The sequence below is a fragment of the Spirosoma sp. KCTC 42546 genome, from assembly GCF_006965485.1.
GTDB lineage: Bacteria > Bacteroidota > Bacteroidia > Cytophagales > Spirosomataceae > Spirosoma.
In genome coordinates, this window is the sequence record NZ_CP041360.1 from 2,859,076 (window position 1) to 2,881,347 (window position 22,272).

General features: G+C 45.4%; 18 protein-coding genes. 10 read left to right on the forward strand and 8 right to left on the reverse strand.

All coding sequences use genetic code 11. From position 1 onward, the window contains the following. Nucleotides 1–3 precede the first annotated feature (3 nt). The 3 genes from EXU85_RS11460 to EXU85_RS11470 form a co-directional block, all read right to left on the reverse strand. Nucleotides 4–1,089 carry a RimK family alpha-L-glutamate ligase gene (locus EXU85_RS11460; protein WP_142772212.1) on the reverse strand — a complete coding sequence of 362 codons (1,086 nt, stop codon included), beginning with the start codon at nt 1,087–1,089 and terminating at the stop codon, nt 4–6. A 405-nt stretch (nt 1,090–1,494) separates the two neighbouring features. Then, complete coding sequence (locus tag EXU85_RS11465; RefSeq protein ID WP_168207769.1) at nt 1,495–1,941, reverse strand: DinB family protein; 447 nt, start codon at nt 1,939–1,941, stop codon at nt 1,495–1,497. 86 nt (nt 1,942–2,027) lie between these two features. Then, nucleotides 2,028–2,732: an esterase family protein gene (locus EXU85_RS11470; protein ID WP_142772214.1), complete on the reverse strand. Its 705-nt coding sequence runs from the start codon at nt 2,730–2,732 to the stop codon at nt 2,028–2,030. A gap of 147 nt (nt 2,733–2,879) precedes the next feature. Here EXU85_RS11470 and EXU85_RS11475 point away from each other — a divergent pair, with 147 nt between their 5' ends. Both EXU85_RS11475 and EXU85_RS11480 read left to right on the forward strand, forming a co-directional pair. Continuing rightward, nucleotides 2,880–3,737 (forward strand): esterase family protein, encoded by an 858-nt coding sequence (locus EXU85_RS11475; RefSeq protein WP_142772215.1) that lies wholly within the window; start codon nt 2,880–2,882, stop codon nt 3,735–3,737. A 48-nt stretch (nt 3,738–3,785) separates the two neighbouring features. Then, nucleotides 3,786–4,610: a family 16 glycosylhydrolase gene (locus tag EXU85_RS11480; RefSeq protein ID WP_142772216.1), complete on the forward strand. Its 825-nt coding sequence runs from the start codon at nt 3,786–3,788 to the stop codon at nt 4,608–4,610. Here the strand turns inward: EXU85_RS11480 and EXU85_RS11485 are convergent. Genes EXU85_RS11485 through EXU85_RS11500 form a run of 4 tightly spaced genes read right to left on the reverse strand, consistent with a single transcriptional unit; the run spans nt 4,604 to nt 10,576 of the window. Beyond that, entirely contained in the window at nt 4,604–7,363 is a 2,760-nt protein-coding gene (locus tag EXU85_RS11485) for a CHAT domain-containing tetratricopeptide repeat protein (RefSeq protein ID WP_246859523.1), read from the reverse strand. The genes EXU85_RS11480 and EXU85_RS11485 overlap by 7 nt on opposite strands. A gap of 8 nt (nt 7,364–7,371) precedes the next feature. Continuing rightward, nucleotides 7,372–9,246: a S8 family serine peptidase gene (locus EXU85_RS11490; protein WP_142772217.1), complete on the reverse strand. Its 1,875-nt coding sequence runs from the start codon at nt 9,244–9,246 to the stop codon at nt 7,372–7,374. Between the two features lie 23 nt (nt 9,247–9,269). Continuing rightward, complete coding sequence (locus EXU85_RS11495) at nt 9,270–9,986, reverse strand: hypothetical protein (RefSeq protein WP_142772218.1); 717 nt, start codon at nt 9,984–9,986, stop codon at nt 9,270–9,272. Continuing rightward, entirely contained in the window at nt 9,983–10,576 is a 594-nt protein-coding gene (locus tag EXU85_RS11500) for an RNA polymerase sigma factor (protein ID WP_142772219.1), read from the reverse strand. The genes EXU85_RS11495 and EXU85_RS11500 overlap by 4 nt, the downstream gene beginning before the upstream one ends. Nucleotides 10,577–10,727: 151 nt before the next feature. Here EXU85_RS11500 and EXU85_RS11505 point away from each other — a divergent pair, with 151 nt between their 5' ends. The 5 genes from EXU85_RS11505 to EXU85_RS11525 all read left to right on the forward strand — a co-directional run bounded on the left by EXU85_RS11505 (nt 10,728) and on the right by EXU85_RS11525 (nt 17,718). Next, entirely contained in the window at nt 10,728–11,189 is a 462-nt protein-coding gene (locus EXU85_RS11505; protein WP_168207770.1) for a hypothetical protein, read from the forward strand. 104 nt (nt 11,190–11,293) lie between these two features. Further along, nucleotides 11,294–11,593, forward strand: a complete 300-nt coding sequence (locus EXU85_RS11510; RefSeq protein WP_142772221.1) for a hypothetical protein — start codon at nt 11,294–11,296, stop codon at nt 11,591–11,593. Nucleotides 11,594–11,667: 74 nt separating this feature from the next. Beyond that, complete coding sequence (locus EXU85_RS11515; protein ID WP_142772222.1) at nt 11,668–15,195, forward strand: LamG-like jellyroll fold domain-containing protein; 3,528 nt, start codon at nt 11,668–11,670, stop codon at nt 15,193–15,195. A gap of 220 nt (nt 15,196–15,415) precedes the next feature. Beyond that, the gene (locus EXU85_RS11520) at nt 15,416–15,703 is read left to right on the forward strand and encodes a hypothetical protein (RefSeq protein WP_142772223.1); all 288 of its coding nucleotides are present in this window, start codon (nt 15,416–15,418) and stop codon (nt 15,701–15,703) included. 287 nt (nt 15,704–15,990) lie between these two features. After that, complete coding sequence (locus EXU85_RS11525; RefSeq protein ID WP_142772224.1) at nt 15,991–17,718, forward strand: hypothetical protein; 1,728 nt, start codon at nt 15,991–15,993, stop codon at nt 17,716–17,718. 73 nt (nt 17,719–17,791) lie between these two features. Here EXU85_RS11525 and EXU85_RS11530 read toward each other — a convergent pair whose 3' ends face one another. Beyond that, nucleotides 17,792–18,826: an acyl-CoA reductase gene (locus EXU85_RS11530; protein WP_142772225.1), complete on the reverse strand. Its 1,035-nt coding sequence runs from the start codon at nt 18,824–18,826 to the stop codon at nt 17,792–17,794. A 133-nt stretch (nt 18,827–18,959) separates the two neighbouring features. Between EXU85_RS11530 and EXU85_RS11535 the strand changes: the two genes are divergently transcribed. The 3 genes from EXU85_RS11535 (at nt 18,960) to EXU85_RS11545 (ending at nt 22,242) form a co-directional block, all read left to right on the forward strand. Next, nucleotides 18,960–19,310: a 4Fe-4S dicluster domain-containing protein gene (locus EXU85_RS11535; RefSeq protein ID WP_142772226.1), complete on the forward strand. Its 351-nt coding sequence runs from the start codon at nt 18,960–18,962 to the stop codon at nt 19,308–19,310. A 353-nt stretch (nt 19,311–19,663) separates the two neighbouring features. Continuing rightward, entirely contained in the window at nt 19,664–20,839 is a 1,176-nt protein-coding gene (locus EXU85_RS11540) for an outer membrane beta-barrel protein (protein ID WP_142772227.1), read from the forward strand. Between the two features lie 68 nt (nt 20,840–20,907). Continuing rightward, nucleotides 20,908–22,242, forward strand: coding sequence for an ammonium transporter (locus tag EXU85_RS11545; RefSeq protein WP_142772228.1), 1,335 nt, complete (start codon nt 20,908–20,910; stop codon nt 22,240–22,242). Nucleotides 22,243–22,272 lie beyond the last annotated feature (30 nt).

Genomic DNA, 22,272 nt, shown 5'->3' on the forward strand with positions numbered 1-22,272 from the left:
CACTTATTTCTTGCCTTTCTTCGGCTTATCCTCTTTTGCTTTCTCGGCTTTAGGTGCCTTTTCAGCTTTAGGCGCTTCTTCCGTTTTAGCACCTTTCGTCGACTTTGTTTCTTTAGCTGGAGTTACTGGCTCCTGACTCATCACCGATCCACGCACGAACGTTCCCCAGGTTAGATTATTTGTCCCTTTCTGTGCTTTTTTGGCCCGATCAATGGCCATATTGGCAGCTGCTTCCACTACCCAATCAAAATTTGCCTGTCCAACCGAATGTACGTCGGCATCAGGAGCGGGATTACAGAAGTCAATCGCGATGGGGATGCCATCACGTACCGCAAACTCAACCGTGTTGAAATCATACCCAAGGCCATGATTTAATTTCAGTACATAGTCGGTCATAGTGGCCAGTAATTTCTTACCTGCATCGCCGGTGGTTTGCATCTGGGCAGCATAGCGTAGGTGATGCGGGTTACGTGGTTCGTAGGGCATAATGAGCACATCTTTACCACCAATGCAGTAGCACCGGAAATAATCGGTAAAATCAATGGCTTCCTGATACAGCATGACTAACTGGCCCGTTTCGTCATAGGCTTTAAACATCTGCTCGGGGTTGTCTACTTTATAGACACTTTTCCAGCCACCTCCGGCATGGGGTTTCATAAAGGCAGGGAAGCCAATGTGCTGAAAAATTCCATCCCAGTTCATGTGCTTCAGATTGCGGAACGAGTTATGATTGGTATCGTCAGGCCGTTCCTTTGAGGGCAGTAAAATGGTCTTAGGAACCGGAACACCAAGTTGAACGGCCAGCGCATTGTTAAAAAACTTCTCGTCGGCACTCCACCAGAAAGGATTGTTGACAACGGCCGTACCCGTCAGTGCTGCATTTTTAAGAAAGGCCTTGTAAAACGGCACATCCTGGGAAATACGGTCGATAATAACCGCGTAATCTGTAGGGACGCTTTGCTCAACCTGATCAATACTAACAAACTCAGCCAGAAATGTACTTTGCTTTTCGTTTACTCGATCAACAAACGCTTGCGGAAACGTATTTTCCTGGCCAAAGAGGATACCTATTTTTGATTTTGTGCTCATAATGAATTAGTTAAGTGCTGAGTAAAGCAATGTTGATAAAATGATAGATGACCAACCTGATAGGTTGATACTCAATTAACCGGAGCAAGTTGCAGTTGTTAGGCCAGAAAAACAAAAAGCCCTGTTAGAGATAACAGGGCTTTTTGTGGAATTTGACTACCATCAATTATACAATAATGAGCAGACATAGCTGCTCAAAACGAGCCCGTGATCATTATGCCGTTGGACATACATATGCAAACCATTCGCCGTTGGGCGAAAATTTGGACGGACTAGTGTAAATGTTAGCATGACACAACTTTGAGTTTAAGGTGAGATTGTATACTAAATTCAATAAGTGGAACTAGTTAATGCTACTAAGTTAGGTAAATTGATTAAAAAAATAGATATAAATAGAGTTGAAGTTTATAATAAATTTTTTAAATGGTGTTCTAGATGAACAATATAATCTTCAATAAGCCAGGCTAATGATTTTTGTTCTATAAAGTCACTGAATTGTTTAATTTGAATCTGTGAGTCTAAAATCTCGGCCGGAATTGCTTCTACAACCGCTAAAATCTGCGTGTTTAAACTAGCCCAAAGTGTTAGTAAGTGGAAGAGGGGGAGGCTCTGGTATTGATTGACAACAACTAATTGATCCTGCTGGTAGGGTTGAATCAAATACGGACCATCGGCAACTTGCGCATCGGTAAATCGCTTCAGGTTATTAATAGCAGAGTCAATCAAATGCCCAAGGATCTGTTTTCGAGACCATTTGCCAGGGGCATGTTGTGTGAGTTCGTGTTCCGACAGGGTTGTCAGATGGGCAGGCACTTCGACAAGATGGTTGCGAAGGCGACTGAGGGCATTCATAGAGAGGATGTATGATGTATGATATTGGATATATGGTGTAGGGTTGAGATAAATACATCTTACATCCAGTATCATACATCTTTTAATCAAATCATACTTAAATACCGTGGAAACTGGTCTTTCCAGACTGGCCAGTCATGGTTACCCCAAGGCGTTACGTCTAGTTGGTGACGGATACCTTTACGGCTCAAAATACCTGACATCTGGTAGTTGTCGTCTTTGCAGAAGTCATACTCCGAAGTGCCCAGTACAATATTCATGCGATGAAACTCATTATTCTGAGCATTGGGCATGAAATCGGGTGGATTATTGAAATAAACGTTATCATCATAATACCCACTCAGGAAGGATCGGATATTGAAGGCTGCTCCCATGGTTAGCAAATGCCCTACCTGTTCTGGATGCCGGAATGCAAAGTTCAGGGCATGATACCCTCCGAAAGAAGCGCCTGACACCCCAATTTTCTGAACATTACACTCCCGCTGAATGCCCGGCACCAATTCTTCATGCAGAAACCGGTCATATAGAACGTGATTCCAGATACGGGCACCAGGGTGGAGGTGTTTCGCATACCAGCTATCGCGATCTATACTGTCAATGCAATAAAGCTTTACCTTGCCCGATTCAACGAACCAACGGGCTGTTTCGGTTAAACCGAAGTCTTTATATTCATAATAATGGCCCATAGAGGTTGGAAATAGCAAAATGGGATAACCCCAGTTGCCATACACCAACATCTCAATATCCCGGCCGAGATGATGCGAATACCATTTGCGATAATCTTCCTGCACGATGCTGTCTGGTTGATGAAAACGTTGAAAATTTCGGTTGAAAATAGAACAAATAGGCGGCTCTGACAAAAAAGACCGGGCCATGAATCGAAAAAAATACCTACTTTGTCGTTTGTGAAGCTTATACTTTTGTTTCTTTTTGTGCTTATGGCTGACCTTATACCAGCTCAAACGTGCGCCGAACCACCCACCGTAACAGTCCGGCCTGACGATTCATTATACTCTGTTCCACTCAACCGAATCGTTCATTTAGATATCCTGTTACCACCTGGTTATCATGCGTCTACTAAAACGTACCCAATTCTATACCTCAACGATGGGCAGGATTTAGGACGGCTGAAAATGACGGCTATATTGGATTCGCTCTACCAGAAGCGAGCTATTCAGCCATTTGTGCTCGTAGCCATTCACGCAGGCGATCGGATTCAGGAGTATGGAACAGCCGCGCAGGCCGATTATATGAACCGGGGCAGCAAAGCAGGTTTATATACCGATTTTGTGCTAACTGAGTTGATTCCGTACATCAAAAAACAATACGCTGTCAGCACAGACCCCGCACAGGCAGTATTTGCCGGATTCTCGCTGGGAGGTTTATCGGCCTTCGATATTGTCTTTCACCACCCCGACCGATTTTCCAGGGCAGGCGTATTTTCAGGTTCGTTCTGGTGGCGTAGCAAAAGTACGGCCGATGGCTACCGCGACGAAACTGACCGGATCATGCACGATCTCGTTCGAAAAGGGAACTTCCATAAACAACTCAAATTCTGGTTTGAAACCGGAACCGAGGATGAAACGAGTGACCGAAACAACAACGGCATCATCGACTCCATCGACGATACCATCGATCTAATTGATGAGCTGGTTAAAAAAGGCTACCACTATAACGCCAACGATTCTCGATCATCTGACATTCGTTACGTTGAAATCAACGGCGGAAAACATAATCAGGAAACCTGGAGTGCAATTATGCCAGATTTTCTGACATGGGCATTTCCGGCCCAATAGTTGACTTGATCGATATTGTGTGCAAATGAACAGCTAAACCCTTGCCCGATGAAAAACCTTTTGCTGCTGAAGACTTTTGCGATTGCGATTTTACTTGCCTGCAAAAGCCCTGATGTGATCATACCGGATGCTAAAACGAATAGTGTCGTGGTGCCCAAACTTATCTGGTCTGACGAATTTAATGTGAATGGTCTACCCGACTCAACAAAATGGGGGTATGATGTAGGGGGCAACGGTTGGGGGAATAATGAACTCGAATACTATACCGCGAAACGACTTGAAAATGCCCGTATTGAAAATGGGAAACTCATTATCGAAGCTCGAAAAGAAGCCTATGAGGGTAAAAATTATACATCGGCCCGTCTGCTGACCCGGGGTAAAGTGGAGTGGAAACATGGCCGGATTGAGGCCTTGGCTAAGTTGCCTGCCGGGCGCGGTACCTGGCCCGCTATTTGGATGCTGGGTTCTGATATCTCGACAGTAGGCTGGCCACGCTCCGGCGAAATCGATATTATGGAACACGTTGGTTTCGATGAAGGCGTTGTTCACGGAACCATCCATACCGAAGCTTATAACCACGCTAAGAAAACGGAGAAAGGGAAAGCTATATCCATCAAGAATGTGTCAACCGCCTTTCATCTGTATGCCATAGAGTGGACGCCTGATCAGATCGATTTCTTTGTTGACGATCAGAAATACTATACTGTACAGAAATCGGTGTTGGGGAGCGAGGTAGCGCAATGGCCTTTCGAGCAGCCATTTTACCTGATCTTAAACGTAGCCGTAGGTGGTAACTGGGGAGGCCAGAAAGGTGTTGACGAAAGCATCTGGCCGCAGCGTATGGAAGTAGATTATGTACGCGTGTATCAGTAGGGTTGGGGCGGGCGTTTTCGCCGACGAAACCACCACCAGACACTGCCTAAGGCAATAATAATCAGGCCAATACTCCAGACACGCAGCTTCGGACTCGTTTGTAGTGGAGTAGTATTGCCAACCAGTAGCAGCCCTGCCCACCGATTCGGCAACTGACCTGATAAATCAACGTTGGCTAAGTAATCGAGTTTGGCTTGCTGAAGGGCGAGGTCTTTAGGCAGTCCCTCGGCTAGTTTGGCGTAGAACCGTTCGGTCAGGTCATACGTGGCCTGGCTCTCTACATTCCATAGGGTAGTGAGTATGCTTGGAACGCCCAGTGAAGCAAAGCCACGAGCCAGACTGAATACGCCCTCGCCCCGCTGGTGGGCACCTACCCCGGTTTTACAGGCCGATAGCCCCACTAATTCAACAGGAAGTAATTCGGCGCTTGTCAATTCTGACAGCCGAAGTATCGAGTCGGTGAAGAACAGTGCTGGTTCAAGTCCGGTGCTATCAGCTTCGGCATGGGTGAAGAGCTGAATAACTTGATGATCACGAATCTGTTGCCCGAATGCCTGCCGGGTAGCATCATGCCCAGTAAGTAGGCTGGCCGACGAAAACCGATTGCCAATTCGGGTAAGGGCCGCATCGGACCCAGCCAGCGGTACCTGATTCAGGTTGGCCGAAAAATGAACGGGAGCCATTCCCAGAAACGACTGTGATCGGCCGAACCAATGCCCTGACTGAGAGCGCATTTCCTTGAAGAGCTGATTTAGCGAATAAGCGTAACTAAAAGCATATTGGTGAATTAGAAAATCGGGTCGACTGGCCGATGTGCTTAAGGCCTCAAATGGTAGCAACACGCCATCAGGCGATACAATAACGCGCCCTGGCACGAGGGCTAACGGTTTTAGTAACTGCTGGTAAAGTTGGTTGGATACCGTTAGGTAATGCGTAAACTGTTTATTCTGTGCTTCGGAACTGGCATTTAGTGCCAGAAGTTCGCTGGCCTGTTTTGTGTAGACTGCTGCTGACAGGTGTATCAGTTTTGTGCTGCCTGGGGTGACCCCCAGTGCATACAAACTGCTGTCACCCAAGAAATAGGTTACCAAGGATGCCTTTTGATCCGCCAGATGCTGCTGTACCTGCGTGAGTGAAATTACATCATTGTTGTATTTATAGCGGTAATAGGCTGGATTGGTGTGCTCTAATTGATGGACAAACGTTTCCTGCGCTTCCTGTGTGCTATGCAGGCTATCAAGCGCTTTTGTATACGTACTTGTGCCGTGTTTTTCGCCGGATAATTTTGACTGCCAATCAGTTACACGCTGTCGAAGCCGCTGCTCTTCCGCTACCTGACTGGGGGTAAGCTGTCGGTTGGCACCCAGTTCGTTCAGTTTGTCGTTGAGCAGAACAGCCCGGCTTTTTTCGATGAACCGAAATGCACTGGTGGCATCATGGAGCAGAAAACAGGTTTCAATCGCTGATTCATAAAGCCGATGTGTTTTGTCACGCCAGAATAGCTTTGATTGTTGACCGGTATGTTCCCAACGCATAAACTCGATCATAGAATCGGCTAAGGCATAGGTTTTCTGGGCATTTCGGAGCCGGTCGGGATTATTGCCTGTGCTTTTGGCCCATTCGAGCCAGGTATCGGCTTTGTCCTGGACAAGAAGTAGTAGTGAATTTTTTTGGGCTACCTGGCGAATCTTACGTGCGTCAGGTAGCGAACCCATAGTAGCACCTTTATAGTCAGGTAATAACGAATTGAATCCCTGCTGATAGAGTCGGTATGCCCGAGAATAGTCGCCAAGTTTTGCATATGTTAACCCTAGGCGATCGAGAAGGTTAATTTTGCTGAATTGACTTTTGTCGATAGTTAGCCCTTGCTGATAATAGTAAATAGCTTTTTGGTAATTTTTATCCTTAAAGTAGTGATGCCCAATGCTGTTTAAAAAGTCAGAAAGATTGGCATGCTGATTTTTTTTTGCAATCTGATAAGCTATTTCTAATTCTTTTAATTCGTTGGCAGGCTGGCCGAGGGCACGTAGAATAGTACCTAAGAGCCGATGCTGATTGGCCACCGAAAACCAAAGCTGGGGGTAATTTTGAAGCAAAGAAATTGCTTTTTCGACAGCGAGCTGTGCTTCCTGATAGCGATGTAATTCGCTCAATACCTGCGCTTTTTGCTCCCAGATTTTAGCTGAAGTTATTGTATCGTTGACTGACAGGGCCAAATTACCTCCTACATCAGCATGAAGCAATGCACGCTCAAAATCACCCTTGAGCAAATAGGCGTAGATTAGATATAAATGACTATTGGCTACAAAACGTTTAGCCTCCTTATTATCCTTGCCAAGCTTAATGGCGCGCTGGAGAAAATATATCGCTTTAGCGCTATTGTCATTGCTGCTATAGTAAACGCCGATCCGGTAATAGACTTTGACTAGATCGCTCGCTTTGAGTGCCGTATAAGACTGCCTGTACAGGGGTAGAACCAAGTTGGTTGTGGCTATCGCCTGCGGATATTTCCCCTCATAAAATTCAGCTAGTCCTAGTTGAATAAGTGCGCTTGCATAGGTTGAGTCCGTTGCCGGATAGCATTTTTTCCAATTAATTAACCAATTGTGCAGAGCAGATTGTTGCTGATTAACGGGTTGCCTGGCTGATATTTTTTGTAATAACTCATAAAAAGAACTTCTTTCGGGGCATTGCGCCCTGCTGGATGCCCCGAAAGAAGTACACAAAATGAGTAACCAACCCCAGCGAATCATATAAATTTCTAGGTGTAGTGAATGAGCCGACCTTCCTGAATTCCATCGTGCTCAATAGTACCAGTAAACGTTAGATCTGCCAGCGCCTGTGCTCTGGTAGCTGTCGGATTATTTTTTAGATAGGCAGCCAGTTTGGCCGAAAACAAGGCGGCAGTAAATGATGTAGCATGCAAATCTGGGCTTTTAGTCGCATACTTAAAGACATGATCAAAAGGCCCTACTACACCTACATTGACAAAATCTTTTGAGTAATTATGAATTGCTTCATAAGAAGCTGGCACAATAGTAAAAGCACGCCATGGTATATTCAGCGTATTAAGAATGGCTGTGTGCTTTTGAGGGGTTAAGGGCCAAACTATATGTTGGCGTTTTTTCGATAATCGATGAATGATTTTATAGGATACCACATGAACGCTTGTGACCGTAATTACATTTAATCCCTTATCGTTACTGAAACAAGCTGGAAACAAGTTTAACTCTTGATTGTCCATTGGAACAAAACCAGGAGTAAAGTTTACAATTAGTTCCTTACCTCTGTTTCCCGCTGCTGCTATTGCCCAAATACCCCTATTGTTAAGGCAAACAAATTTATTACGTAAAATAGAATAAGATTCCTGATGCAAAATCCCGGCGAAACTTAAATTGACTACCTTGATTGAAGGACATACCTGGTGGCAATCTAATACATACGTAAGCCCACATAGTACATCAAATAGGGTTCCATTGCCTCCCTGGTTAAAAACCTTTACGGGTAATATTGCCGTAGTCGAATCAAGGTTATAAGTAGTTGGTGTATCCTCCTGATAAACAGTATACGTATTGCTTTTTTGATTAATAAGGGCAGAAATCGTGGTCCCATGACGACCTTTCATCTCATGCTTGTCCTTATATACTTTATGGAGCAAATGATCATCGTAGGGAGATTTCTTAATATCGGTCTTGGTAATTGAAGTAAGAGGGGTATACTCTGTAACGTCTACATAAGGACGGTCTTCTGCAACATTTGCCAGCTTAGATTCCTTACTTGCTCGCAAATACTCTGTCACAGAGCAGTAACCTTTTTTATACTGGTCGTTTCTTGGAACTTCAGCTAGTTTAAGTTTTCTGTTAGAACCAGTTAGAGGGGGATACTCATTGGTAACCGTTATGTTTAGTCTACCATTGGCCCGTGAATGATATTCAAACGAGGTTTTTATGCCAGTATCAACCACTGCAATTACAGGATCTGAGCTTGTGCTAAATTGAATATCTCCTTCGGGAGAGCCAGCACTAAAATCAGTTGTCCGTACACTAAAACCATCTGGAGTTGTGTCTTCGAGCGCAGCAGTAACAGGAGGGCCAGGTTGGCTATAAGGTGGGTCTTGTATGACAAGATTATCCGTTTGTGATGATGAGACAATGTCTGAGTGGTCAAAACGGCCAAAAGCTGGATTCTGTTTTTTCCATTCGATCAACACCGTAACAGTAGGTTCGCCATATTCATCATCAGGGTTATCAAATTCGCAAACGCGCAGTACACGCACATCAATGAGACGTGGAGCTTCTCCGTAAGGAAAAAAAGTTATCGGAGCGGTATTGCCTTCTGCCGAAAAGTCTGAGCTACTTTTCTTTACAATCAGAATTTTCTGATAAGGAATCGCATATACATTCTTAAATTTAGGAATAGATTCCACTGGGGCCCATTGACCTAAGAGCTTCCTCACTTGAAGCCATTTTTCATCAGGAGTATCGGCGACGGAATCAGGTATTGGTTTGGTTTTTCCAAGAATGTCAATTGGGTCTTTTATTTTGATAGTAATCTTTGTTGGGTCTCCAATCGGTAAACCAGGAATAAGAGGTTTCTGAAATTCATTCAGAATACTGAAGGATAGATTTTTTGCCATGGTGTAGAGTGGTTAACGTAGGTTTATAATTTTTCAATTAGCTCTTTAGCCCCCTTTCTGCCTTCCAGATTCTGATCGATTACCGTTTGCAGCAATTGCCGGGCGGTTACTTTATCCGTTGGCTGGCTTCGTTTCAAATAGGCCAGCGCTTCGTAGAACAGGCCGGGGTTTGCCCGTAATTCAGTACGTTGACCCAGACGATGGAACTGCACAATGGCTTGGTCGTAATTTCCTTGCCGGAGGGAAACAAGACCTGCTATTTTTAGGAAGTCGGAGTTGGTAGAGTCGCGCGTTAGCTTAGCTAGTACAATGGCTTCAGCAGCATCAAATTGGCCTTCATTGTACGCTTGCGAGGCTAGTTGCAGACTATCAGGCTGGCTACCCATCGTTACAGATAGGGTGGTCAGGTGATCCTGAATGTACTGGTTGGCCAGTTGTTTGGTAGAGGGTTGGGGCCAGAACAAAAAGAACCCCAGTACTAACAGCACGCAGGCAGCTGCTGCATACGCAATAGGCATCCATACCCGGCGACTGGCCTGAGCTTCCTGTTGTCGCAAGGCAGCCCATTCTGTCTTTCGTTGATCCAGCGCTTCGGAGCGGGCCATCTGCTTGGCCTGCACATAAAATGAAACGGCTTCGGCCAGATCAGGATCGGCCACAATCTGCTGCTCGAAACGTGTTTTTTCGACATCTGGTAACTGACCCGCAAAATAGTTTTCAATCGTTTCCAGGTCGTTCATTTTTTCGTCAGATTATAAGCTTCCCGCAACCGCTCCAGGCACCGAAGCCGACTGGTTTTGGCAACCGAAGATGTATTGTAACCCATTCGTTGCGCTATTTCTTCGTCGGAATAACCTTCTCCCCAGGCTAATAGCATTTGCTGACACTTATCGCCAAGATTACGTAACTGTTGATGAAGCCGCTCCTGCTCAGCCTGCTCCATCAACTGCTGGACAACCGATCGGGCCGGGTCGGGTAGTTGTAGGAATGTATCGTCAAGTGAAACAGCGTTGTGTACCTGCTGCCGATTAGTCGTTTTTTTTCGGATTAGGTCAACACATTTATTTGTAAAAATCTGATAGAGATACGTTTTGAGCTCGGACTTGCCCTCAAAACGCCCATTGCCAATGTGCTCTATTACGGCTAATACTGCGTCCGCATAGGCTGTAGCGCAATCATCCTCGGAGAGTTGGTGTTTTCGTACACCGCTACGAATAAAAGAAAGGTATTTTGTATAAAGTCGGTTTTCGGCGGAGGTACGGGTCAATCCACCCAGGCGTATCCCAGCGATAATGTCGGTATCCGGCAAGTGTCTGGAAAAAAGGCTCATAGCGTGGATTTTGCGGCTGTAAAGTACAAGAAAATTAGGGTTTTCAAAAAAAAATCAGAAGAAGTGTTTCCGGCAATTCCCAAAGCGCGACTAACAGAACAGAGTCAATTAAAAGCAAAGCTTTCCGCTACTATTCCACCTCTTTATGAAAATGCATACAATAACGATCCAGTATTTGGAGAAAAATCAACGCAGACTCCATGTTATCCTGTTGTTTATGTTGATTGGTAACTTCTTCTCTGCTTGTAAACAGGAAGAGAATACCCCTGTAACCCCCGACCCGCTTGCCAATGCAGCAGGCACGTATACCGGGTCAATGGCCGATAATGGTAAAATCACTCAGGGAGTTAAAGCTACCGTAACAAAAACAAAAGATAGTTATGGTAAACTCTACATTTCGTCCGTCGGATTTTCGGGTACGAATTACCAATTGGTATTGACCGGAAATTGTTCTGGCTGTCTTGCTGCGAAACAGAATGGATATGATTACCGCGACGATCAGGCATCTGCCGATGGAAAAACACTGAATGTGCGTGGGCGATATACGCCAACCGGTTATTGGGACCTTTCCTCAACAATATACCGTGACTTTTCTTTCACCGGTACCCGCTGAAGTAAAAAAGCGGATTCCTGACCAGGTGTTTGGGATAGCATCTGGCTGTCGTATATGGGTCACGTGTTAGTAAAGGGACAGAGCTTGTCTATGACTTAACGGGAATGACCTCGGCCCAGGTTACTGGTTCTGCTTTCTTTACCTATGTCAGAACGGATGTGTCTAATGCCGTATGGATTTCGTTGCCAGGAACCAATCTTTTTTCAGGGCGAACCTACAATGTCGCTGTTAATTCAAGTACTATACGCTTGTACATCAACCGGACATCGGGAACCGGGTCAGAAACATTCACAGCTACTCGAGTGGTCGTTATTCCTGTTAATGATCTCAGAAACGGCCGTAAAGCCGCTGTTGACTACACCGACTACGAGACTGTAAAAGCATTCTATCATTTGCCTGATTGATACTCCACAGAAAGCGAGCCTGATTTTTCAACAGCTTTTTTATAAGTCTTAACCCTACCTATTTCTACATTTTCATGGAAACGAATGTACTTTCTTACTCTTTCCAGAGCACAACGCTGGCTAATTCAAACGGTAGTATGGTGGCAGCAGCAACCAATTTACTACAGGTAGCAGGCCCAGGTAATTCACGTTTAGGTGATCGCTCCCAAGCTCTGCGGTTTGGGGTAGGATCCTGGGCTTCGGTAACGGTTTCCCCAGGGAGTGTCAATCCACAACAATTCTGTGTTCGTGTTTTGTTTAAAGTAACTGCTTCGGTTAGTGGGCGGCAGAATCTGATTGAATCAACAGCGTTACCATTTGCTGTTTTTCTGGAGCCGGGACAAGCGCCAAATCCGTTTAACATTGTTGCGGCCATTCAAGATACAACTGTAGGCTGGGCATATGCCAGTACAGTTAATCGCCTTACGCTAGCACTTAATCAGTGGTATCTGGTTGACGTTATTTACGACCTGGATACACTGGCCGTGCTGGTTGACGGGACTGTATTGGCTGTAACCGCTTTCCCTAATGGTAATATAGCAGGTGGCAGTGGAGACCGGCTTTTTATAGGAACTTGGGTTGATGGGGTTCGCTATCAATTTCTGGGTGACATGGCTGGGTTAGAACTCTACTCGGGTATTCCGATGGCCTTGGAAGCGCTGCTTGATGCCAGACGAACTTCGCCCGAATGGTTCCTTACATTAAAATACAATGCAATTCGACCTCAGTTGAATATGGGAGGCCGTACTGCCGATTTCTATTACGATGCGGCCAGCCGGTGTGTAGTCCAACCCTTTGAGCATGGTCAGATTATGTTCAATTCGTTGGTAGGTGCAGCCTTTGACATTTATGGCGCTATTTATGAACTCTATAAAAACGACGCCAATTTACGCTATGCGCTAGGGCCAATAGTGAGTGATGAAATCAATGGAGCGCAGCCTGGAAGCCGAAAGAATTACTTTGAAAAAGGAGCTATTTATTGGTCGGCGGGTACGGGAGCACAACCCGTGACCGGTCAATTGTATCTGGATTACGAAGTCCTGGGCGAAGGACGATCCGCTATCGGTTTGCCAATTCGCAAAGCAGAGTTCATTCGTGATGGGGTACAGCAAACATTTCAGTCCGGTAAGATGTATGCCAAAGATGGGCTATCTAATGCCTTTGAAGTTCACGGAGATATTCTTGCCAAATTTGAAGCAACGGGTGGTATAGAACGGTGGGGCTACCCGGTTTCTCATGAATCGGATGTTCGGCAGGGAAATTCCGTGATCGGTAAATTCAGCAGTTTTGAGAACTGCACAATTTACTGGAGTCCGGCTACAGGGGCACACGTTGTTTATGGTGATATTCGGGAGACCTACCGTAATCAACTCCAGGGGCCATTGGGGCAGTTGGGGTTTCCAATTTCATCAGAAGAAGATATTCCTGGTGTGGAGGGCCCAGCCCGGTACAACACCTTTGAGAACGGTTGTATTACCTGGTTTAATGGGGAAATTCACATCTGCTATCCGTTTAAAATTGCGCTGGGGAGCCTCGATACGAAAGAAGAAGATCGGGATTGGGCACCAATTGTAGGTGATTTGGATGGTCAAAATGATATTTATGCGCAACTCAAGATCAGTACGAATGGACGTACCGTTTTTGAGCGAAAGATTCCGGAAGGAACCACACATTACCCGAGCGCCAATCGGTTCGATATGAATTACACGATCCCATACAGGATCGTACCAAACGACCCAAATGCGCAGCTAAAATTTGAGACAGTTATCTGGGAAACCGATTCTGGAAACATCTTTGGAGGAGGAAACACGCAGCTTGGGACGCTAAGCAAAAATCTCTCAATCAGTAACGCATGGGGATTACGGGAAAGTAGAGACGGGCTTTTTTCGGCTGGCGCTATTGGGCCCTGGGTAAATGACCTCCGTTGGTCGATTAAGCCGGAGCAACTTCCTAATGCCCCCCGTGACTTTTTTGGGGTATCAAATACAGCAACACCAACGGTTGATTCGCATGAGTATGCGGAAGCGTTTTCAGACGTAGATCCCGATTTTGAGATTGGGCTGGATCTGGGTTTTATTGACAATGGTCTTAAGGCGCTCTATTATGAGTTATTTGTAAAAGGGGCTGCCAGCAAGGGAAATTGTTTTGGTATGTCTCTGGAAGCAATCTATGCTCAGAAAGGCAACAGCCGCCTTGGCGCTCCACTTAAACGGTTTACAAACTGGAACTCCGTTGAGAACGACTTCAATGTAAAGCACATTTATCAATGTGGGGCCGACCAGATTTACTGGTTTGTAGGCCAGTTCTTATCCGGTAGAACACACGATCCTGTTTCGGTATTTAATCAGTCGTGGGATTGTTTTAACCGGGGTATGGACCCGGTGATCTCATTGGCCCAAAATTATGACTTTACGGGAGCACCTCATTGTATTCTACCCATTGAGTGGCGCCGACCGGCTACTGGGAATTGGGAAATCCGTTGTTTTGACCCCAATTTTCAGAATTTCATCCAAACGATTTACATTGATCCGGCGGCTAATACGTTCCGATATTCGGCGGGGAATACGTATACAGGTGGGGCATGGAACGGTGGTCGACTGCACTATACGCCATTTAGTGTATTGAACCACCGGACCCGAACCCCTATGTCTGATCTGTTCTCACTTTTTAAGGGAGCACTTCTAGTTTTTGTTGGCGATGCCGCTACTACCGTATCTCTTACAGATGAATCAGGTAAGGATATAAATGGCGTCAATGATACATCTGGGCAGATAAAATCACTTAAAAATAAGTTTGTGTCGTATAAAGGCACCTATGGCTCCGGTGCCTTCCAGGGTGAGTTGTTTCTGCGGCAAATGGAGTCATCATCGGTTCGAAGATTGTTGCCTGCTGTTGCCAGCGAACAGGTCCTGACCAAGGTTGCGACTTTTTCCCGGAAAGATCTGTCTATACTGTCAAAACATGCTTCACTGGCGTTAAATGCGCCACTTAGCCAGGGCATTGGTACGATTGGATCTGTCGTAAACCCTCTTATAACTAGCCGGAATTTTACCCATAATTTCATTGGAAATAAAAATGGAAACCTGGCTTATTACCTGAAACAGCCCTTTATGGGCCTGCAATTGAGTAGTGCTATTTCGACAGGTGAGATCGGAAAAATTAACACCAGAGATTTTGGAACAATTGATAATCGGGTTCTTCTGGAAACCCAGCGGAATAAGCAGGTTATGCTGGAAGCATACAACCAATTAGGTGCCAAAGGTGATGTGCTACGTGTTTCAGTCACAGGCATTGCTGCTACCACAAATGCACCACTCGAAGTACATCTCGAACCAGGTTTACGACAGATTGACTTCATGGCAGGCGGTGACCCTGTTGAGGCTAAAATTACGGTTGAATCGATCAGTAACGGACAGAAAAGGCAAACTGCTTTCTCGTCCCGAATCGAAGGCCCCAGCCGGATTATTTTGACGGATGCAATGAATTCCGATCAGATAAAAATCGGAAAAATCGATTCGTTAATGGGTGGACTACATGATGCAAGAATCATACGGAATCACTAATCAGCAAACTCTCACAGCTATGAAACCGCAGGATTTATTTACACAAAAAGTGCCTTTTTATGTACTGCTAGTGTTTACAGTGGTACTCTCGCAGTGTGTTTGCTGCCCTCCTCTTTCGCGAGAAAAGGTCTCGTTTACAGGTTGTTGGCAAACAGAATATGCCAGATCAAGGGGGAAGGACGATCCTATCAAAGATGACATAATTAGGAGGGAAATACCGATGCAAATCAACGTGAATGCAGACGGTACTATCAGCGGTATATGGTGGGATACTTTAGAAAATACAACGGGAACATTGACTGGGCAGGTAGAAGAAGGTAAACGGGTACGTGGAAAATGGGGCATTGAACCCGAGCGAGATATAGACTTTCGACTTGCTGAAAGCGGACTAACCTTTACAGGAGAGTATGGGCCTCCAACGGCCTGGGGTACGAGTCGACGTTTTTATTGGAACGGTACGAAAATTAGTAATTGCGACTGTCCCAATTCCATTTATACTAAGCCCTAGTCCTAACTGCATTGTACTTGTCGCTGCCGAAACGAAATTCTTAGTCGCTAGGAATCTATAGAAACGTTAAGCAGGACTTATCTAACTTAGATCCTATAGATTCTTTTGATTCTATCGTGTTGATAATCAATGCCAATAGGATCAAAAGAATTTATAGGATCTGCTAGAATCTATTTTACCAAAGCACTAGTGTAGGAGTGCTATTTTTTAGCTAAAATTACCAGGAAGCCTCGTTGATACTAGTAAATTCAGTATCTTACCTGCTGACAATCAACCTGAACTTCCTCATGAAATATCCGCTACTCATCTTACTTGGGTTGCTCTCCGTTGTTGCTATAGCCCAGCCAACTGTAGGCCCTGTTACCTTCTCGGTTACTTTCCCCGCAACACAGTCAACCCAGGCTATCGATGGACGCGTCTTGCTTATTCTAGCCAAAACCAATAAACCTGAACCCCGTCAGCAAGTCAGTGATGCAGTCGAAACGGCTCAATTATTCGGCATAGATGTCAATGGGCTGAAACCTGGACAAGCTACTATAGTCGATGCCAGCGCATTCGGTTATCCGAAACGAAGTTTGAAAGACCTTGTACCGGGTGATTACTATGTGCAGGCGGTTCTGCATAAGTATGAAACCTTCAACCGTAGTGATGGTCACACCGTTAAATTGCCGATGGATAGGGGAGAGGGGCAGAACTGGCGCACTGCTCCGGGCAATCTGTTCAGCAAGCCCCAGAAGATCAACATTAAATCAGGCGCGAAACAGTCGTTCGCTGTAGTGATGGATCAGGTAAACCCAGCCATTCCCGAACCGAAAGACACGAAATTTATTAAGCACATTAAAATCCAGAGTAAACGCCTGACCGAATTCTGGGGGCGCCCCATGTACGTAGGGGCCAATATTTTGCTACCCGCCGGATTCGATGAACATCCTGATAGCAAATACCCACTCTGCTTATTTCATGGCCATTTTCCTGCTGATTTCGATGGCTTTAGTGAAACGCCACCACCTGCCAATATGGATACGACTGATTACATCGAGCGGTTTCATATCCACGGATATAAGAAAATTGTGGCACAGGAAGCCTATGATTTCTATAAAAAATGGACAAGCAAGGAGTTTCCGCGCATGCTGATTGTCGAAATCCAGCATGCTAATCCGTATTACGATGATTCGTACGCGGTCAACTCCGAAAATCTCGGCCCCTATGGCGACGCCATTATGTATGAGCTCCTGCCCGAAATTGAAAAGCGGTTTAGAGGCATAGGGCAGGGTTGGGCACGATTTACTTATGGTGGTTCAACCGGTGGTTGGGAGGCTTTGGCTGCGCAGGTGTTTTATCCGGACGAGTTCAATGGCTGTTTTGCGGCTTGCCCTGACCCCATTGCGTTCGATGCCTATACGGTATTTAACCTGTATAAAGACAAAAACGCGTATTATTCTGAAGGCCCATTTCGACGGACACCGCGCCCTAGCCAGCGTAACTACCTGGGCCAGGTGAAGGTAACCATGGAGGAAACCAACCACCGCGAACTGGTGATCGGTACCCATAATCGCTCGGGCGATCAATTCGATATTTGGGAGGCCGTTTACTCGCCTGTTGGTGCAGACGGTTACCCCAAACGAGTCTGGAATAAACTAACTGGCGAAATTGATCCAACCGTTGCAGCTTATTGGCGTGAGCACTACGACCTGATGCATATTCTGAAGCGTGACTGGAAAACACTAGGTCCAAAAGTGGCCGGTAAGATTCATATTTACTGCGGAGACATGGATAATTATTATCTCAACAATGCAGTCTATTTGATGGAGGATTTTCTGAAAACTGTTAAAAATCCCTCGGCTGCTAGCGAAGTAGCCTATGGCGACCGGGCCGAGCATTGCTGGAATGGCGACCCTACGCAGCCCAATTACATTAGCCGATTACGCTACAATACGATGTACGTAGATAAAATCCTGAAACGTATCGAAGAGTCTGCACCAAAGGGAGCCGACTTAAAAAGCTGGCGGTATTGAATGAATAGGGTCCACCCGTGCGGATGAATAATGAATCTAGCGCCAGCATCATTCATCATTCATCATTTATCATTCATAATTCTTTTAGAAACGCCATCGTATCTACACCATCGGCATAATCGCTTAGGCCAGGACGTTGAGTTTGTCCAAACGAGACACTACCCGGATACCACGCATTTGCTGAGGCTACTACCTGAATCTGATGGGCATGACGGGTAAGCCAGGCTGATGCATCGGCCTGCGTTTGATACGTCTGAAAGTACAAGACAGAAATAGGGGAGACCAATCCAGCATTTTCGGTCACCAGTAAAAAGCCATTATCCAGATGGGCAACCCCATTGATGAGGTAAACGGACTTGTTGTAATCGTAGTTGTTCTGGTACTTATGGTTGTTCAGATAAATAGAAGCCTGTGGCTCCAGGGCTCTTAATAACGGTATGAAGTCATAACCTTCTGGTACGAGTAAAGTCGATACGTTCCGGCAACCAAGCCCGTAATAATCTAAAATGTCATGGCCCAGCTTCAGGAATTCGTCTTCATGCTCCTCGCCCATCAGTAAGCCTACCGACGTCCGATTTTTACGTATAATATGCGGTTTTTTGGCAAAGTAGTATTCAAAATAACGAGCTGTATTATTACTGCCTGTAGCGATATAGGCATCGGCTGCATTCAGTCGTTCTGCTTCCTCAATCCAATTAGTAAATTCAGGATTAAGCTCTTTTAATTTTTGTATTAAATAGTGAATTAGTACAAAATCCGGTGTACTCAGCTTTGCCAGTAATTTATGGCCACTCATTAGCACACAGAGTAAATCATGGAAGCCAACAGCCGGAATATTACCGGCCATGACGACACCAATTAAACGGGGTGTAACGTTCAGGGCAGCAGTTTGATCGGGCTGATAGTGCTGGAACCAGGCTGTAAGTTTGTCGACTGACAGAAACTGGTCGGCAATGGCCCGTAACGCATTTAGGGAATTGTCGGGCGTAAAGAAGTTATTTTTGTGATGAGCCCGTTGGGCAATTTCCTCAAGTTCGGGTTGCGCACTGGCGGAGCGAAGAAAGTTGCCCAGGGCCACGAACGTTTGCAGGCGTTCTGATTGAAGCATGAATTAGATAAACAAATGGAATACACCATCAACTAATGTAATGAAATATTAGTTTGCTGTCAACCTTTAAATAGTTATATTTGTTGTTCAATTTAGGAAGACACATTTTTAGCGTATATAAATCAGACTGCTCATGGCAATCATGATCACCGACGAGTGCATCAACTGTGGTGCCTGCGAACCCGAATGCCCGAACACAGCCATCTACGAAGGTGGAGTAGAGTGGACCTGGGGTGGAGGAACCGAATTAACCGAAGTCGATTTTGGCGATGGTACAGTTGTGAGCGGTAAAGCTCCGCAAGCTCCCGTTTCAAACGAATTTTACTATATAGTATCGGATAAGTGTACCGAGTGCATGGGCTTTCATGAAGAGCCTCAATGCGCAGCTGTGTGTCCGGTAGATTGCTGTGTGCCCGATCCTGAGCATGTAGAAGAAGAGGAAACACTGCTCGCAAAGAAAGCATGGCTGCACGCCGAAGCGTAAAATTTTAATAAACGAGGAATACCTGGCAATGCCCGATCAGCGAACTGATCGGGCATTGCTGTTTTATGGACTTTATTACCTTACTATCGCCTGGTTAAGGCTCAAAAAAGGCTAACTTAGTATAAGAAGAATATTTGGCAAATCGCTTATACAGCCAAATAAATTAAAAAATTTTATTTTAAGCTATTTTCGGCATTTATAGTGTATTTAATAGTATATTTTCAATAATATTGACTGAAAAACACAAAAACAAGTAATTATTTTGGACTATTACTTGCGTGGGATTATTTATATCACAACATTTGCTTCGAAATACAACCTGAGTTGGAACATTCACTCGCCAAATTATTAGTATGAAAAAAGCAATTTTACTTATTAACTGTTTGTTTCTTGTTTTTGCTGCCCAAGCGCAGGATTCCACCACCGCAACACCAGGAAAATTTACGTTCTCTGGTTACATGGATACGTATTATTTCGGCAACTTTAACAACCCTAAAAGCCAGTCGAACTTAGGGTTGAATGGGTCGAGTGTTGGTAATGCACGAGCGTTTGACCAGAAGGCTGGTCAATTCGGGATTGGCTTGATTCAGGCTAAAGCTGTTTATTCGGCAAGTAAGGTCGATGCTGTAATGGACCTGACATTTGGGACATTTGCTGACCTGGGCAACTATGGTAACAATGTTGGTTTACTGGGTACACCAGGGTCAACTGCGTTAGCCATTAAGCAAGCGTACATCGTTTTTAAAGCAACCGACAAGCTATCGTTTACGGCGGGGCAATTTGGTACCCATATTGGCTATGAAGTTATTGACGCTCCGCTTAACTATAACTACTCGCTGTCTAACCTCTTTAATAACGGACCTTTCTATCACATCGGCCTGAAAGCGCAATATGCCTTCAGCGATAAGGCGTCGTTAATGTTAGGTCTGGTGAACAACGTTGATAACCTGGTTGACAACAACAAAAAGAAAGGGTTAATCGGTCAGTTCTTCTTCTCGCCGGTTTCTGGCTGGAATGTGTACCTGAATGGTATTGTATCGAACGAAGCGTCGAAAGACATCACCAACCCGAATAATAGTGTGGCTGTTGCGGCTGATGATGCGATGTATCAACTCTTTGACCTGACAACTACCTATCAAATTTCACCAAAGTTTTTCCTTGGCCTGAATGCGGCTACTGGCTCACAGAAGGGTGATTATCAGAACTATGGTGGCCCTGCTACCTCGAAAAGCTGGGGTGGTGTTGCGGTGTACACGAACTATGCCTTTACCGATAAATTTGGCTTAGGTGCCCGTTACGAAACGTTTGATAACAAGAACGGTGCCCGTGCCCTGACGGATGCTGCTGGCCTTGGTGCGAGTGTTAACTCGATCACAATTACAGGAAACATTACGGCTGCAGATGGTCATGTGCTGCTCAAGCCCGAACTGCGGATTGACAGCTATTCAGCTAACAAATTCGAGAAAAATGATGGTTCACTGACAACCTCGCAAGCTACGCTTGGTATGGCTGCCATCTTTAAGTTTTAACTAAGCTTTCCCCGTTTTCTTAACCTAATTTCTCAATTAATTCAGTACAACAAAAAACCTCGATTACTATGCAAAAGCCCAGTTACATTCCTTTAGTTCTGTTGGGAATTGTCGCCATTCTCGGTGTAATTCCCGGTTTTAACTCTGTTCCAACGCAAATTGTGACGGAAGGCATCAACTCCGGTGATACCGCCTGGATGCTTGTTGCTACAGCTCTGGTTCTGCTGATGACGCCTGGTCTGGCGTACTTCTACGGTGGGATGGTTAACAACAAAAACGTTATCTCTACAATGCTTCAAAGCTTTGTAGCGATGGGTGTTATCAGTATTTTATGGGTTGTTGTTGGGTTTAGCCTGGCATTTGGAACCTCTATTGGTGGTTTCGTTGGCAACCCAATGGATCACTTCATGTTTAAAGGAGTACTGGATGGTAAGCCCTGGTCATTGGCTGCTTCGATCCCACTGGTTGTATTTGCTTTCTTCCAATTGAAGTTCGCTGTAATTACACCTGCTCTGGTTACGGGTTCGATGGCCGAGCGGATCAATTTCCGTTCGTACGTGCTGTTCATGATTCTGTTTAGCCTGTTCGTATATGCTCCACTGGCGCACATGACCTGGCATCCAGAAGGTATCCTGTTCAAATTAGGTGTTCTTGACTTTGCGGGTGGAACGGTTGTTCACATGTCGGCAGGTTGGGCTGCCTTGGCTGGTGCCTTGTATCTGAAACGTCGTAAGTCGCACCTCGAAGCCAGCTATTTCCCACCAGCAAACATTCCGTTTGTCCTGTTAGGTACGGGTCTGCTGTGGTTTGGTTGGTTTGGTTTCAACGCGGGCTCTGCTGTGGCAGCGTCGCCATTGGCAGCTTCGGCGTTTGCAACAACAAATACGGCTGCTGCGGCTGCTGGTCTGGCCTGGGTATTGTTTGATGCAGCTAAAGGCAAGAAAGTATCGGCTCTGGGTTTCTGTATCGGTGCAGTAGTTGGTCTGGTAGCTATTACGCCTGCCGCTGGTTTTGTAACGATCCCGAATGCTATTTTCATTGGTACGGTCGGTGCAATGGTATCGAACTATGTAGCTCACCTACGTTCGAAATCTACGCTTGACGATACGCTTGATGTATTCCCTTGCCATGGTGTTGGTGGTATGGTTGGTATGGTTATGACTGGTATCTTCGCTAGCAAAGGTGTTAACTCGGCGGTTGTTGACGAAGGTCTTGCGTTTGGTCAAACGACGCTGTTCATCAACCACATGATTGCGCTGGTTGCTGTGTCGGTCTTTGCTTTCGTTATGTCGTATGCACTACTGAAAGTAACGGATCTGATCCTGCCACTGCGTGTTACGGAAGAAGACGAGAAGTCTGGTCTGGATGTCAGCCAGCACGACGAGTTCCTCATCGAAGCATAAATTAGGTAGATGTATGATATAGGATAAAGA

Bases quoted from the DNA above. Each gene is read 5' to 3' on its own strand.
- EXU85_RS11460 (WP_142772212.1), bottom strand. From the start codon at position 1,089: ATGAGCACAAAATCAAAAATAGGTATCCTCTTTGGCCAGGAAAATACG.
- EXU85_RS11500 (WP_142772219.1), bottom strand. From the start codon at position 10,576: ATGAGCCTTTTTTCCAGACACTTGCCGGATACCGACATTATCGCTGGG.
- EXU85_RS11505 (WP_168207770.1), top strand. From the start codon at position 10,728: ATGCATACAATAACGATCCAGTATTTGGAGAAAAATCAACGCAGACTC.
- EXU85_RS11530 (WP_142772225.1), bottom strand. From the start codon at position 18,826: ATGCTTCAATCAGAACGCCTGCAAACGTTCGTGGCCCTGGGCAACTTT.
- EXU85_RS11490 (WP_142772217.1), bottom strand. From the start codon at position 9,246: ATGGCAAAAAATCTATCCTTCAGTATTCTGAATGAATTTCAGAAACCT.
- EXU85_RS11475 (WP_142772215.1), top strand. From the start codon at position 2,880: ATGGCTGACCTTATACCAGCTCAAACGTGCGCCGAACCACCCACCGTA.
- EXU85_RS11495 (WP_142772218.1), bottom strand. From the start codon at position 9,986: ATGAACGACCTGGAAACGATTGAAAACTATTTTGCGGGTCAGTTACCA.
- EXU85_RS11465 (WP_168207769.1), bottom strand. From the start codon at position 1,941: ATGAATGCCCTCAGTCGCCTTCGCAACCATCTTGTCGAAGTGCCTGCC.
- EXU85_RS11520 (WP_142772223.1), top strand. From the start codon at position 15,416: ATGCAAATCAACGTGAATGCAGACGGTACTATCAGCGGTATATGGTGG.
- EXU85_RS11525 (WP_142772224.1), top strand. From the start codon at position 15,991: ATGAAATATCCGCTACTCATCTTACTTGGGTTGCTCTCCGTTGTTGCT.
- EXU85_RS11510 (WP_142772221.1), top strand. From the start codon at position 11,294: ATGACCTCGGCCCAGGTTACTGGTTCTGCTTTCTTTACCTATGTCAGA.
- EXU85_RS11540 (WP_142772227.1), top strand. From the start codon at position 19,664: ATGAAAAAAGCAATTTTACTTATTAACTGTTTGTTTCTTGTTTTTGCT.
- EXU85_RS11515 (WP_142772222.1), top strand. From the start codon at position 11,668: ATGGAAACGAATGTACTTTCTTACTCTTTCCAGAGCACAACGCTGGCT.
- EXU85_RS11545 (WP_142772228.1), top strand. From the start codon at position 20,908: ATGCAAAAGCCCAGTTACATTCCTTTAGTTCTGTTGGGAATTGTCGCC.
- EXU85_RS11485 (WP_246859523.1), bottom strand. From the start codon at position 7,363: ATGATTCGCTGGGGTTGGTTACTCATTTTGTGTACTTCTTTCGGGGCA.
- EXU85_RS11535 (WP_142772226.1), top strand. From the start codon at position 18,960: ATGGCAATCATGATCACCGACGAGTGCATCAACTGTGGTGCCTGCGAA.
- EXU85_RS11480 (WP_142772216.1), top strand. From the start codon at position 3,786: ATGAAAAACCTTTTGCTGCTGAAGACTTTTGCGATTGCGATTTTACTT.